Raw genomic sequence first — 13,085 nt, 5'->3', positions numbered from 1 at the left:
TTTTTGCAGTGGGACGAGGCTAATCAGTTATTTTTCGGCACGGCGTACGGGTCACCGTTCAGGCGCCAGGCCAGGTGTCGGACAGCCGATAGCCCTGTGGCCACGGGTCGCCCGGATCAAGCAGATGCTGATGCGTGCCGGTGATCCAGGCGCGGCCCGAGAGGCACGGCATGATCGCCGGACGACCGGCCACCTCGGTCAGTGAGGCGATCCTGCAATGGAATTCGGAACCAATGATCGAGCGCCCGATAAACCGTTCGCCAACCTGCAGTTGACCTTTGGCGTGCAACACCGCCATACGTGCCGAACACCCTGTACCGCAAGGCGAACGGTCGATCTTGCCGGGGCGGATGACCACCGCGTTGGCGCCGGTCGCAATCCCGTTTTCATAGACGACGGGCGCGGCAATCTGACAGAAGGAAATGTGCGCCCAGTCGGGATTCAACGGGTGTACGAATCCCAATTGCTCGTTCGCGGCATGCGTGATCTTCAGGCCTATTTCAACCATCTCTCTGGCCTCGTCGGCGCGAATTTCGAAGCCCAGGGTGTGTGCGTCGGCAATCACAAAACTGTCGCCGCCGTAGGCGGTATCGACCTTGATCGAGCCGAGCCCGTCGACCTCAATCCACGCATCTAGCCGGTCGGCGAATGACGGCACATTGGCGATTTCGACCCGCTGCACCTTGCCGTCCCGGCATTCGGCCACGGCTTCGATCAGACCGCCGGGGGCTTCCAGTACCAACCGGGTCACCGGCTCGGTCATGGGCAGGATGCCGCTGTCGAGCAATACCGTGGCCACACACAGGGAGTTGGAACCTGACATGGGCGGCGTGTCGGCTGGCTCCATGATGATCCAGCCCATTTGCGCACGCGGATCTTTGGCGGGCACCAGCAAGTTGACGTGGCGGAACACACCGCCGCGAGGCTCATTGAGGACAAAGTTACGCAGGGTTTCGTCTGAAGCTATCCATCGTGACTGTTCCCAGATCGTCGCGCCGGGAGGCGGTGCAACGCCGCCGACAATGACGTCGCCGACTTCGCCTTCAGCATGGCAGCTGACCACGTGAATCACTTTTGATGAGCGCATTGCCGCTTCCTATTTGACCGATTTGAGAAAGGCCGCCGTTTCAGGCAGCAGCGGGTTGCCGATGACCTGATCCGGGGTGCCGATTTCATGCACCAGGCCATTGCGAAAGAACGCCACGCGATCCGATACGTCCCGGGCGAAGCGAATTTCGTGGGTGACCAGCACCATGGTCATGCCGTCCTCGGCAAGCATGCGCATGGTGTCGAGCACTTCACCGACCAACTGCGGGTCGAGCGCCGAGGTGGCCTCGTCAAACAGCATGTAGTCCGGTGACATGGCCAAGGCGCGGGCAATGGCCATGCGTTGTTGCTGGCCGCCGGAAAGCTTGCCGGGAAAGGTATTGAACTTGTCGCTCAGGCCGACGTGGGTCAACTGCTGGATGGCCAGCGCTTCTGCCTGCTCCTTGCTCTTGCCCAGCACTTTGCGCGGCGCCAGCATGACGTTCTCCAGCACGGTCAGGTGGGGGAAGGCATTCCACTGCTGGAAGACGATGCCGATTTTTTGCCGCAGCTGGTTGAGGTTGGTGTTTCTGTCGTGGACCTCGACGCCATCCACCCGGATGCTGCCTTTCTGAATCGGTTCCAGGCCGTTGATGCACATCAGTAAGGTAGATTTGCCCGAGCCCGAGCCGCCGATGATCGAAACCACCTCGCCCTTGCTGACCGTCAGGCTGACACCCTTGATGACCTCCAGCTCGCCGAAGGATTTGTGTACGTTGTCGATCTCAATCATTTTCCTGCCACCTTCTTTCCAGACGAGCGCCCAGGCGAGCAACCACCAGGCTCATGACGTAGTAGATAAGTCCGGCGATGCATAGCACCAGCAGCGGCTCCTGGATGCGCGTGACGATGGTTTGCGAGGCACGCAACAGTTCAACGATCCCGATCCACATCACCAGCGCGGTGTCTTTCATGACGCCCAATACCAGGTTCAACCAGCCAGGGAAGGCCACGCGTGTCGCCATCGGCAAGACGATGTAACGCAGGTCCTGCCAGTAACTCAGGCCCAGCGAGCGGCTGGCCCGGCGCACTGACAGCGACACGGCCAGTACGCCGCTGCGCACGATTTCGGTGAAGTACGCAGCGGCATAAACCCCCAGCACGATGCAGCCGACGCTGAAGGCGCTGATGTTCAGCCCGACGATGCTTTTGAGCGAGTTGAGCAGGACGAACTGGATCAACAGCGGCACGCTGCGGAATACGTCCAGCACCCAGGCCAGCGGCAAGCTGGCCCGAGGCGCCAGCGCACGCAGCAAACCGCAGAGCAAGCCGACGAAGGAGCCGAGCAGGATGGCCCAGAACGTCAGTTGCAGGGTCACCCAGGCACCGTCGAGCATGAACAGCAGGTCTGTCGAGGTGAGGCTGGTGGAAAACATGCGCAGCTCCTCAGTAGCGGAACAGGCGCCAGCTCAACAGCCGGGCGAGGCCGACGATCAGCTTGGCGATCAGGTAGTACAGCACCGCAGCAATGGCGAAATACTCGAACGTGCGGAAGGTCTTGACGTTGTAGTCCTGGGTGACGCCGGTGAGGTCGTTGTTGAGCCCGACCACCACGCCCAGAGAAGTCATCAGCACCGCCCAGACCATCTGATTACTAAGCGGGTAGAACACCACGCGCAACAATTGCGGAACGATGATCATGCGGTAGGTCTGGAAAGCACTCATACCCAGTGACCGCGCGGCGCGCATTTGCGTATCAGGGACGGCCTTGAGGCCGCCGCGAAAGTTTTCCGCCAGATAGCCCGCGTTGTTGAAAGTGATCCCGGCCAGCAGTGCCAGCCAGGAACTGACGTGCAGGCCCAGGGAACCGAGGCCGAAGTACAGGATGTAAATCTGGAACAGCGATGGTGTGTTGCGGGCAATGGACACCCAGCCGTTGCCGATGCCGCGCAGCACCGGGCTGGGGCCGGCGCGCATCACCGTCAGGAGAAGGGCGATCAACACCCCGAAGATCATCGACAAGGCCGCGGTTTCGAACGTCACCCACGCGCCTTGCAACATGTCCGGCAGTGCGCGCAACGCCGCACGCCATTGGAAGGTGTAGTCAAACATGGGCGCTGTCCTCCGAAAGTCCCGCCGCGAAGCAAGCGCTGGATAACCAGGCGGGGAATCGCCCGCTGGCGATGCCGCTGCAAGCGCTGTCGACACACTCGGCGAGGCTGGCGAAATGCACACTGCGCCCCACCAGACCGGGCGCGTAATGGGCGTATTTACCCGAGTTGGTCATCACGCTGCGAGCGTCCACCGGGATGACCGGCTCACCCAACATGCACCAGCAGGTGTCGGTGATCAGCGTCGCGCCAAAAGCCTGGATCACCACCAGATAGCCAGCGGCCCTGGCCTGTTCCAGCACCGCCCGGCCACAGGTGATGGCCAGTACGACCTGCGGGTGTTTGTCCCGGCCCACGCAAAGATCAGCCAGGCGGGAGAATTCGCTCAGGGAGAAATGCGGATTGCCCAGGGAGATCATCCTCACTTCCGGATCCCGGGCACTGTTCAATTCCTGCCAACTGCTCAGCAGGTCTTCTGGCGAGATTAGTACTGGCTCCAGATCGCCGGTCTGCTCGATTACCTGCGCCGGGGTCATGGCTTCCGGGGTCACGCCGGCAATGTGAAACATCGCCGCCGCGCTGGTGGTGGCAAAGGCTGCGCCGAATGCCTTGAGGTCGTCCAGGCTTGGCTGATGGCGTTGCAGGCCGGTAATCAGCGGGATGCGAGAGCCGCACAGCCCGCCGATGTGGTAGCCCAGCAGCGGGTAGACGCTGTCATCAAGTTCTTGCAACGCCGGGACTTCTACCAGCAATTGCGCATTGCGGCGTTCCTGCAGATGACAACCGATCAGCGGCGCACGACCGGTCAGCGCGATGCAGATATCCAGATAATCAGGGTATTTCAGGGTGCGGGCGCCGAGCAGGCTGTTGGCATACACCACCGCGTTGGACTCCGCCCAGACCACTTGTTCGCCAAGGCCTGGCGCGCTATCAAGCAAATAGGGCGCGCAGGTGAAGCTCAGTTGTGCGCCCATGGCCATGTATGCATCGCCCAAAGCGCTGGCCGGTTCGCCGAGGGCCGGGTCGATACCCAATTCGCGCCAGCGACGCTGGTCTACCGAGATGGAATTGAGGGTCGTGGGGACGCGCACCTTTGCGCCCCATTGCACCAGTTGTTCAGCAAAACGCAGGCTGGCGGGGCCGGTATAGATGCAGCCGTCGATATGCGCTTGCGTGATGTCGACCAGTTGCCGGGCACCTTGTAGCCGGGCCATGCGCAGCACGATTTCCATTGCTACCTGTGCAGCTTTGCCATGGGTACCGTCGAGTAACGCCTGGTCGAGGCTGTCGAGGTCCATCTCTGCGTCGTTCGAGATGGGCCGGGCTTGGGGCCGGGATTGAGCTTCGGTCGGCAGCCAGCCGTCATCGGGCAAGTGCGGATAGAGGCTCAATGTCTCACCTTCAAGTCGCGCCCAGGCCTGACCACTCAGGTTGGCGAAAGCCTCATTGCCGATGCACAGCACCGGCAGCGAACGAGCAAAGAAGTACTGCGCCACCAGCACGCCCAGCGTCAGAATCTCGTCCGCTTCGGCCAGCACCAACGCTGCCGGTGCGTGGCCGTTGCTGATCAGTTCCATCATCACGCTGCTGCCGGTGCAGGAGCCGCGTCCATTAGGGATCGCCAATACCCGACCTGACACGTTCTGACCGCTGAGGGGATGGTGCCGGTCAATGACTTCGCCACTGTATGGATCGACCCCGCCCCAGAAGCTCAGCCCGGTGTCGGCAAACAACAGCGCCCCCTGAGCGCTGCCTTCGATCAGGCTGCGGCCACTGACAGTGCTGGGCATGGCGGTCACCTCAGTAGTAAACGTTAGGCACAGTCAGGTTGGCAGGCGCGATCTCGGTGCCAACCCATTTCACAAACAACTCGTTATAGCGGCCACTGCGCACCTGCTGGTTGACGAACAGGTTCAAGTAGTTGAGCAGGCCATATTCGGTACGCTTGGCCCCCAGCGATACGTAATCGATCACGTAAGGCGCATTGCCCGCGACTTTCAGGTTTTTGTATTTGCCGGATTTGAGGGTCGCCGCGGCCACGGTATTGGTCACCACGGTGGCCTGGATATGGCCCTGAGCGACGGCGAGGATCGTGTCGTTCTGAGACTGATAGGCGCGGAAGCTGCCACTGCCCCAATTCTTCACGTCTTTCTCCAGGGCAATCGCCTCGTAGGTGCCGCTGGTGTTACCGAGTGCCTTGCCCTTGAGGTCGTTGAAGCTGTTGATGCCGGTGTCATCGCGGGTCAGCACCACCATCTGGAACGCGAAGTAAGGCACGCTGAGGCCGACGGTCTTGGCGCGCTCCAGGGTGTCGGAAGTGGAGGCCACGATGACATCGGCACGGCCCGAGATCAGTGCCGGGATACGGTCGGGGAACGGGGTCTCGACGACTTCTGCGTCAACGCCAAGGATTTTCGCCAGGTCATTGCAGTAGTCGACATCGAAACCGGCAGGCTTGTTGGCGCCGTCACGAAAACCCATGGGAGGGAAGTCCAGCGTCACTGCGCAGCGCAATTTGCCGGAGCCGATAATGTCGTCCAGTTTGTCGGCATGAGCGGTAGCCATGAAGGTGGTACTGAGCACAGCGCTGAGGGCTACGGCGAAAGCGGGATTTTTCATAGAAGCCTCGTGGTCGGGAGTAGGTGCTGGAAAACATCATTAGGATTTCGTATACGATATTTGAAATGCAATGGGCGTGCCTGATTCTCTTGTGGCCCCAAGGATTGTTTGAAAGCCTTGTGCAAGGCCCTTCCTGAATCGAGGAGCTGTGTCGCTCGCTAGCTAGACCCCCAGGACTAGGGGAGCAAAGTTGTTACATAAGGGAGCATTGCGTGGCTGGCTGCCCATTTAAGGAACATTCAGCGGTGGCTATCGCGGTATTGGCTGGGGGAGAGGTGGGTCAAAGCTCGAAACTGGCGGCTGAACGCGCTGTGATCGGTGTAACCGCAGCGTAAGGCGATGTCGGTGATGGGCAAGTCTTCATCGCGCAACAGACGCGAGGCTTCTTCAAGACGGGCTTTGTGGATGAGCTGGCGGGGAGTGAGCTGGAAGATCCGCTTGCAGTGACGTTCCAGTTGCGCCACCGACAAACCAGCAATCGCAGTCAACTCCGCAAGGCTGATGGGACGAGCGAAATGAGCGCGGATGTATGCATCCACTGCCGCCACTTTGTGGTACGCCGGGTGGTTGGATTGGGGTAACTGCAAGTCTCGGGATATGCCCGCCAGGCCGACTATCCGACCCTGCTCATCCTGCAGGGCAATCTTGTGGGTCAGGCACCAGACGGGCTGGTTGCCGTAATAAAGATGCAGCTCCAGCTGGTCGGCCAGCTGTCGGCCGCTGCTGAGGACCTTGCGATCCTGTTCGGTATACAGCGTGCCGAAGCGTGCCGGAAATACCTGCTCGGCAGTCAGCCCCAATAGCTCATGGCTGGCCTTGAAGCCACAGCGTCTTGCCAGGGTGCTGTTGACGAAGGCATAGCGGGCTGCATCGTCCTTGATGAAGAACACCACATCGGCCAGCGCATCGAGCAGGGGTGCCAAGGGTTGCAGGCTACCCAGCAGACTCGGCAGTTGGCATGGGCTGGCTGTGACAAGGGCGGCGAGCATGAGGTTGTAGGTCTGGGGGTGAGGCTCGGATCATAGAGCCCCGGCGCCGAAGCGCAAAGCCCGAATGCGCATTCACGTCGGCGGCCGGTCTTCGACGCAGAGCAGGGTTTCGATACGGGCCGGGCTGAAAGGAGGTCGCGGTGCCGAGGGCTGCCAGCCAAACAATTGAGCGGTTGCCGCACCACATATCCGTCCCTGACAGGCGCCCATGCCGCAGCGGGTGGCAAGTTTGGCTTCGCGCCAGCTGCGGTGCTCGTGAAGCGCTGCAAAGGGCACGTCTTCACACCGGCACACCAGGGTTTCTGGCTCAGACAAAGTATTGAGCGCTGGCGCCAGCGCAAACGCCCGGTTGAGTGCAGTGGCAAAGCCTTGCCAGTGAGCGCGCTGCGGCCACAGCCGTTCGGCTGCCTTGCGGTCGCCCACAGCGGCAAGCCCCGCAATCCTGCCCTCAACCAAGGCCAATTCGCTGCCCCCGAAGCCGGTGCATTCACCCGCCGCAAAATGCTCTGTCAGGGTGGTGGCTTGCCAGGCGTCAACCTGGATTCCCTGGCCTTGTAAGGTACAGCCCAGCGCCTGGGCGAGCTGAGTGTTGGGGATCAAGCCAAAACCACAGGCCAGCCGCTCACAGGCCAGCTCTACGATTTTGCCCTGTTGCATCAATCGAACGCCTTCGAGCCTATCAGTGCCAATCGCCGCCAGTACATGGCTGGCGGTGCGGTAGGAGGCGCTAAAGAGTTGCAGGGCTTGCACCAACTTGTGTGGCCAGCGAGGCAACTGCGCGGCGAAGGCGCCGACCGCGCGGGCACTGGCCTGCTCGGCGATCCGTATCACTCGCGCGTTGTTTTTCCTGGCGGTATCAGCGCTGGCCAGCAATAACGGGCCGCTGCCAGCGATTACCACTCGCTCACGGGCGACCGGCAGACCGCCCTTGATCAGCGCCTGCAACCCTCCCGCACCAGTGACCCCCGGCAGCGTCCAGCCGGGGAAGGGCAGTAGAAGTTCTCGCGCACCGGTACACAGGATGAGTGTTCCATAGCTGATGATCCAGCCGCGCTCGTCATTCTCGACCAGCAATTGCTTGGCTGCGGGTCGGGCAATGACCCGGGTGGCGCAATGTTGCTGCACATTGGCACAGGCTTGTAGCTGATTGCGCAACTGTCGGGCCTGAGGCGGCAGTTTGACCTGTGGACCGTCGCGCCAGATCTGCCCTCCTGGCAGCGGATTGTCGTCGAGCAGCACAATCCGAGCGCCACTGGGGGCGGCGGCCAGGGCTGCATTGAGGCCAGCAGGACCTGCCCCGATGATGAGAATGTCGGCGTGCTCGTTCATGACTGACTTTGCACCTGCATGCCATCGCGGCACAGGGTCTGGCACGCCAGGCGACGCAGGCCGTTGACGGTCACTCGGCACTCCTGGCAGATCCCCATGCCGCACAATGGCGCGCGGCGCTGGCCGCTGACTGACGTGCGACTGCTGCCGTCGTCACCCAATGCCAGCGCAGCCGCAACACTGGTGCCCACGGCGACGCGCAAAGGTCGACCATTGACTGTCAATTCAGGCATGCCGGGACTCTCCTAGAAAGCGTTGCGGTAGGTAAGGAAGGGCCGCCAGTGGCAGGGATTCATTGAACAGTTGTGCCACCAGCAAGTCCGCAGTGGCGGGGGCGGTCGTCACCCCCAACCCTTCGTGACCCACCGCCAGCCAAAGGCCCGGGCGCTGTGGGTGTTCGCCCACCAATGGCAGGCCATCGGGGCTGGCGGCACGGAAGCCTGTCCAGGCCCGAATGACGTTGAGGTTGTTCAGCCCCGGCACATACTCTGCGGCGCGCTTGAGCATTTTTGAGAGCATCCAGCCTTCAACCTCAGGGTCGGTGGTGCCAAATTGCCGAGAGGCGCCGATGAACAGTTGACCGGTCGGCCGTGGCTGGATGTTGCAGGCCGTTGAGGGGCCGCTGGCGTTGTGTGCGCTGGTGACATAGCCGAGTTCGACCAGGGTATGGGTAATCTGCGCAGGGTAGCGATCAGTGATTGCCAGATGGCCTTTTTTGGGTTCGATGGGTAATTCGGGGCACAGTTCGGTCGCCTGGATGCCATTGGCCAACACCACCAGATCAGCGCTCAGCCACTGGCCGTCAGCAAGGCGCAACCGGTTGCCATCAACCTCGGCAACAGTGGCTCGCTGCTGACGAATCAGCGGGTTGTGGAGCATCCAGCGCGCGGTTGCCGGTGCATAGAGAATGCCGTCACCCTTGATCAACAAGCCTCCTTCAAGGCCCTCGCGAAGCTGCGGTTCCCGTTCACGCAGGGCCCTCGCGGTGATGATTTCGCAGTCTTCGCCCTGTTCGCGCAGGGTGTTGAATTTGTGTTGGGCAACGGCCATTTCTTCCGCGTTAGCAGCCAGCCAGAGTGTGCCGTTGCTGCGGTAGGCGCAATCGTCCGGCAAGTCACGGGCCATCTCCCGCCAGCGTTTCAGGGAGTATTGGCTCAGGGCCAGTTCCGCCGCGTTGTCGTCCAGTACCAGTAAATGACCCATGCCCGCTGCGGTGGCGCCAGGCATGCCCGCGTCCAGCACCAGTACCCTCAGGCCTCGCCGGGCAAGCGCCTGAGCGCACGCCGCGCCGATGATGCCCGCGCCAATCACGATGGCGTCAGCCACAGCGGTACACCTCACAAGCGAATGCCCCAGGCGAAGGGATCATCGCTTTGCAGGATGAGGGTTGCTTCAGCGCTGATGTAGGCACGGCCTCGAATGGTCGGAACGATGAGCTGTTCAGCGCCTTGGTCGGCGCCCTGATCAAGGCGTTCGTAGGAACCCTCGAACTCGCTGCCGATGACGCTGGCCTGACGCCAGACCTGGCCGGGCTGGAGTTTGCCGTCAGCCGCCAGGCACGCCAGCTTGGCACTGGTCCCGGTGCCGCAGGGCGAACGATCGTAGGCTTTGCCGGGGCAGAGCACAAAGTTACGGCTGTCGGTTTTTTCATCATCGGCGAACAGCTCGATATGGTCGATCAGTCCGCCGTCTTCACCGCGTATGCCCTGATCTTCCAAGGCTTTCTGGATGGCCACGGTATACGCCGTGAGCGCGTCAAGGTTGTCGCCGCTGATCGCGAGCCCATGTTCGGCCACCAGAAAAAACCAGTTGCCGCCCCAGGCAATATCGCCCACTACCAGACCGATCCCCGGCACCTGCAGGCCGACGGCCTTGCGATAACGGTAGGCTGGCACGTTGCGCACACTCACGGAACCATCTTCATGCAAGGTGGCGTGAACGGTGCCGACCGGCGTCTCGATGGCGTGAATTCCCGGGCCGATTTTGCCCAGATGGGCGAGTGAGGCAATCAGGCCGATGGTGCCGTGGCCGCACATGCCCAGATACCCGGTGTTGTTGAAAAATATCACCCCGGTACAGGCGTTGGGATCAACCGGCGGGCAGAGCAGGGCGCCGACCAAGACATCGCTGCCGCGTGGTTCCAGAACGCAGGCGGCTCGCCAGGCATCGTATTGCTTGGCGAGCAGCTGTTTGCGCTCGGCCATGCTGCCGTTGCCAAGATCAGGAAAACCGTCGATCACCAGGCGCGTAGGTTCACCACCGGTGTGCGAGTCGATAACGCGGATGCGGTTCATGGGAGGCCACTCGTTGGGTCAGGTAAGTGAACACAAGAGTGGCGCGGACAGTGCCGCAGGGCTTGAGGGATTTAGTGGGGAACGATGACGAATTCGGCACAGCGGACATTTTCAGCGGGCGCTGGGCAGATGTTCGAAGAGGGTCTGGCAGACACCCGCGATGTGTTCGTCCAGCAGACGCACCGCAAGCTCCACATTGCGCTCGCGGCAGGCCTGGAGAATTTCCCGGTGCTCGTGATCGGCGCGATCCTTGCCCGCTGAAAGGCTCATCTGCATACGCAGGTAACGTTCCAGCTTGTCGTTGACCGAGCGAATCATGCCCACCAGGAACGGCCGCTGCGCCGGTTCGTACAGGCATGCGTGCAGTTCCCAGTTCAACTCGGCCCAGCGACCTACGTCATTTTCCCCGATGAATTCCCGGCAGATGCTCTCGGCCCGGGCGAAGGTCGCCTCGGTCATGTTCGGGATAGCCAGGCGCAGCACTTTGTCTTCCAACAGCATGCGTACTTCGAACATCTGTGCCAGCTCTGATTCCGACAACCGCGTGACCATAGCTCCCCGATTGCGCTGAAACATGACCAGCCCTTCTGCTTCAAGGCGCTTGAGGGCTTCGCGTACAGGGATTTTGCTGACATTGAACTGGCGGGCAATATCGTCCTGGCGGATTGGTTCGTCTTCGGCGAAATGCCCGGCGACGATAGCATCACGCAGATGCCGGGTAATGATCTCCGACGTCGAGGGGGAGTTGCCAAGGTCAGGCGCGTTGAGTTTGGTCTGGGCCACGTGACTGGGTCATTCAGAGGGATAGAGCGCATATGGTATACAGTTTTGCTATCCATTGAAGTGGCACAGTAGCGAAGGTGATGGAAAGGGCAGCAAGTTTGTTGTGACATTAGCACTGGTGGCTGTCCGGCAGAGGCGATAAACGCCACTTACCCTGACGATTGAGATATCGCTCTCCTGCCTTATGCTGTTCGCCGGGGTGGCGGTCCCGTCCCGTGTCATCGAATCAAGAAATTCAAAATGTTTTCTTCCTGGTTCTTTATTTGGAAATGATTATTTCCTATGCTCGCCCCATGACTACCAAATCTGAAATTTCCGTACGCCCAGGTCGCCCACGCGAGTTCGATACCCAAGCGGTGCTGGACAAGGCGATCACGCGCTTCAGTGAATATGGGTTCCACGGCACCTCGATCTCGGACTTGAATGCTTGCCTGGGGCTCACCTCAGGCAGCATCTACAAGGCTTGGGGCGACAAGCGTGGCCTGTTCCTGGCAACGCTTGATCGGTATATGGCGCTCCGTGCAGAAGCCATTGCTGCTTGCCTGGCGGGCGCAAGTTCGGGGCGTGACAAAATCGAGTCCCTACTTACTCACTATGCACGCCTTAGCTGCGAGGCGTCAGGCCTGACAGGGTGTCTGATAGTCGAAACCGCCGTTGAGCTTTCGCTGGCCGATGCTGAGATTGCAACCTTGATCACTGCTCAGCAGAACAGGCGAGAAGCCCAGCTCGGTCGTCTGATCAAAGAGGGTCAGCTTGATGGCTCCATACGCGAAGATCTCAATGCGCTCAATTTGGCAAAACTGCTCCTGACACTTCAGCAGGGTATGCGAGTGGTCGGCAAGACCGGGGCAAACTCCAAACAGATGCTTGGAATGGTTTCAGAGTTGATGCAGTTGCTTGAGTAATATTTTTGGCCAATTAGGAAACGATCAATTCCATTGTTTTATTGAGGAAAGAGAAGTCATGAGCGTTCGATCAGAGCAACCGGAGTACGTTGGTGCCGATTTCATGGCGCGTACAGATTTCTGGCACCGATTTCGTCATGCGTGTACGCGAGTTGGCGATGTCAATATCCACTATGTCGAGGGCGGTGACGGCCCGCCAATCCTGCTCATACCTGGATGGCCACAGAGCTGGTATGCATGGCGCTATGTAATGCCTCAGCTTGTGGACGCAGGTTATCGAGTTATTGCAGTCGACCCTCGCGGCATGGGGGAAAGTGATGCACCCATCGGTGATTATGGTCTGGGCACTGTCGCCGCCGAGCTGCACCACTTCGCCGAAACAATCGGGTTGCTCGAGATGGGACCAATTGATGTGGTGGGGCATGACGTGGGTACATGGATTGCTTATGCGTGGGCTGCGGACTGGCCCTCGGATATCCGGCGTGTCGCGTTGCTTGACGCTCTGATTCCGGGAGTTTCAGCACCACGTACTGATCTACCGGTCGACGAGGCTAACCGCCGCAGCTGGCACTTTGCATTTAACCAACTCGATGGCCTCCCTGAATTGTTGATCAGCGGACGTGAAGAGGTGTTCCTCACTTGGCTGTTTAGGGTCAAGTCACTGCAGCCCTGGACTATTACAGCAGAAGATATTGCCGTTTATGCACGTCAGCTTGCCGCACCTGGCGCATTGCGAGCCGTGACCGGGTACTACCAGTCAGCATTGTCCGCCGAGGGGGTTGCCGCAAACAGACTTCGCGCTGAGAAGCGCCTTGATATTCCGGTGCTGGTACTGGGGGCAGAGCGAGGGGTCGGCAATCATATGGTCAAGGCATTGCAGGCACTGGCAACGAATGTCCAGGGTGAAGTGGTCCTTAACGCCGGCCACTATTTGCCAGAGGAGGCCGCAAATCGAATAGCCGATTTGTTGGTGGGCTTCTTCAAGTTGCAAGGAAAATAGCATGCCTGTGTTTTTGTTTGTCCTTGCCG

Annotated in this window: 14 protein-coding genes; 2 read left to right on the top strand and 12 right to left on the bottom strand. The window is 60.4% G+C overall.

Annotated features, from left to right (window positions below; translation table 11 throughout):
• Positions 1-58: 58 nt before the first annotated feature.
• The 12 genes from IV01_RS01405 to IV01_RS01460 all read right to left on the bottom strand — a co-directional run bounded on the left by IV01_RS01405 (position 59) and on the right by IV01_RS01460 (position 11,151).
• Entirely contained in the window at positions 59-1,087 is a 1,029-nt protein-coding gene (locus IV01_RS01405) for a trans-3-hydroxy-L-proline dehydratase (protein WP_032631675.1), read from the bottom strand.
• A 9-nt stretch (positions 1,088-1,096) separates the two neighbouring features.
• A complete protein-coding gene (locus tag IV01_RS01410; RefSeq protein ID WP_032631674.1) occupies positions 1,097-1,819 on the bottom strand; it encodes an amino acid ABC transporter ATP-binding protein in 723 nt (240 codons plus the stop codon).
• Entirely contained in the window at positions 1,812-2,462 is a 651-nt protein-coding gene (locus tag IV01_RS01415) for an amino acid ABC transporter permease (protein WP_032631673.1), read from the bottom strand. The genes IV01_RS01410 and IV01_RS01415 overlap by 8 nt, the downstream gene beginning before the upstream one ends.
• Before the next feature lie 10 nt (positions 2,463-2,472).
• Positions 2,473-3,138 carry an amino acid ABC transporter permease gene (locus IV01_RS01420; protein WP_032631672.1) on the bottom strand — a complete coding sequence of 222 codons (666 nt, stop codon included), beginning with the start codon at positions 3,136-3,138 and terminating at the stop codon, positions 2,473-2,475.
• Positions 3,131-4,927 carry an aconitase X gene (locus IV01_RS01425; RefSeq protein ID WP_032631669.1) on the bottom strand — a complete coding sequence of 599 codons (1,797 nt, stop codon included), beginning with the start codon at positions 4,925-4,927 and terminating at the stop codon, positions 3,131-3,133. The genes IV01_RS01420 and IV01_RS01425 overlap by 8 nt, the downstream gene beginning before the upstream one ends.
• Positions 4,928-4,937: 10 nt before the next feature.
• On the bottom strand, positions 4,938-5,756 hold the full coding sequence (locus IV01_RS01430) for a transporter substrate-binding domain-containing protein (protein WP_032631668.1): 819 nt from the start codon (positions 5,754-5,756) through the stop codon (positions 4,938-4,940).
• Positions 5,757-5,995: 239 nt separating this feature from the next.
• Positions 5,996-6,745, bottom strand: a complete 750-nt coding sequence (locus IV01_RS01435) for an AraC family transcriptional regulator (protein WP_032631666.1) — start codon at positions 6,743-6,745, stop codon at positions 5,996-5,998.
• A gap of 72 nt (positions 6,746-6,817) precedes the next feature.
• Positions 6,818-8,074, bottom strand: coding sequence for an NAD(P)/FAD-dependent oxidoreductase (locus tag IV01_RS01440; RefSeq protein ID WP_032631664.1), 1,257 nt, complete (start codon positions 8,072-8,074; stop codon positions 6,818-6,820).
• The gene (locus IV01_RS01445) at positions 8,071-8,307 is read right to left on the bottom strand and encodes a (2Fe-2S)-binding protein (RefSeq protein ID WP_032631663.1); all 237 of its coding nucleotides are present in this window, start codon (positions 8,305-8,307) and stop codon (positions 8,071-8,073) included. The genes IV01_RS01440 and IV01_RS01445 overlap by 4 nt, the downstream gene beginning before the upstream one ends.
• Positions 8,300-9,400, bottom strand: a complete 1,101-nt coding sequence (locus IV01_RS01450) for an NAD(P)/FAD-dependent oxidoreductase (RefSeq protein ID WP_229636174.1) — start codon at positions 9,398-9,400, stop codon at positions 8,300-8,302. The genes IV01_RS01445 and IV01_RS01450 overlap by 8 nt, the downstream gene beginning before the upstream one ends.
• Positions 9,401-9,411: 11 nt before the next feature.
• Complete coding sequence (locus IV01_RS01455; protein WP_032631660.1) at positions 9,412-10,368, bottom strand: 4-hydroxyproline epimerase; 957 nt, start codon at positions 10,366-10,368, stop codon at positions 9,412-9,414.
• Positions 10,369-10,479: 111 nt separating this feature from the next.
• A complete protein-coding gene (locus tag IV01_RS01460; protein ID WP_032631659.1) occupies positions 10,480-11,151 on the bottom strand; it encodes a GntR family transcriptional regulator in 672 nt (223 codons plus the stop codon).
• 215 nt (positions 11,152-11,366) lie between these two features.
• Here IV01_RS01460 and IV01_RS01465 point away from each other — a divergent pair, with 215 nt between their 5' ends.
• Positions 11,367-12,056, top strand: a complete 690-nt coding sequence (locus IV01_RS01465; RefSeq protein ID WP_229636173.1) for a TetR/AcrR family transcriptional regulator — start codon at positions 11,367-11,369, stop codon at positions 12,054-12,056.
• The gene (locus IV01_RS01470) at positions 12,049-13,056 is read left to right on the top strand and encodes an alpha/beta fold hydrolase (protein ID WP_229636172.1); all 1,008 of its coding nucleotides are present in this window, start codon (positions 12,049-12,051) and stop codon (positions 13,054-13,056) included. Before IV01_RS01465 ends, IV01_RS01470 begins: the two co-directional genes overlap by 8 nt.
• Positions 13,057-13,085: the final 29 nt, after the last annotated feature.

This window comes from Pseudomonas syringae, assembly GCF_000737245.1.
Lineage (GTDB): Bacteria > Pseudomonadota > Gammaproteobacteria > Pseudomonadales > Pseudomonadaceae > Aquipseudomonas > Aquipseudomonas syringae_J.
Note: the sequence above shows the minus strand (reverse complement) of the source record. Positions and strands in the feature narration are given on the sequence as shown.

Bases quoted from the DNA above. Each gene is read 5' to 3' on its own strand.
- IV01_RS01455 (WP_032631660.1), bottom strand. From the start codon at position 10,368: ATGAACCGCATCCGCGTTATCGACTCGCACACCGGTGGTGAACCTACG.
- IV01_RS01425 (WP_032631669.1), bottom strand. From the start codon at position 4,927: ATGCCCAGCACTGTCAGTGGCCGCAGCCTGATCGAAGGCAGCGCTCAG.
- IV01_RS01430 (WP_032631668.1), bottom strand. From the start codon at position 5,756: ATGAAAAATCCCGCTTTCGCCGTAGCCCTCAGCGCTGTGCTCAGTACC.
- IV01_RS01410 (WP_032631674.1), bottom strand. From the start codon at position 1,819: ATGATTGAGATCGACAACGTACACAAATCCTTCGGCGAGCTGGAGGTC.
- IV01_RS01415 (WP_032631673.1), bottom strand. From the start codon at position 2,462: ATGTTTTCCACCAGCCTCACCTCGACAGACCTGCTGTTCATGCTCGAC.
- IV01_RS01440 (WP_032631664.1), bottom strand. From the start codon at position 8,074: ATGAACGAGCACGCCGACATTCTCATCATCGGGGCAGGTCCTGCTGGC.
- IV01_RS01405 (WP_032631675.1), bottom strand. From the start codon at position 1,087: ATGCGCTCATCAAAAGTGATTCACGTGGTCAGCTGCCATGCTGAAGGC.
- IV01_RS01420 (WP_032631672.1), bottom strand. From the start codon at position 3,138: ATGTTTGACTACACCTTCCAATGGCGTGCGGCGTTGCGCGCACTGCCG.
- IV01_RS01435 (WP_032631666.1), bottom strand. From the start codon at position 6,745: ATGCTCGCCGCCCTTGTCACAGCCAGCCCATGCCAACTGCCGAGTCTG.
- IV01_RS01445 (WP_032631663.1), bottom strand. From the start codon at position 8,307: ATGCCTGAATTGACAGTCAATGGTCGACCTTTGCGCGTCGCCGTGGGC.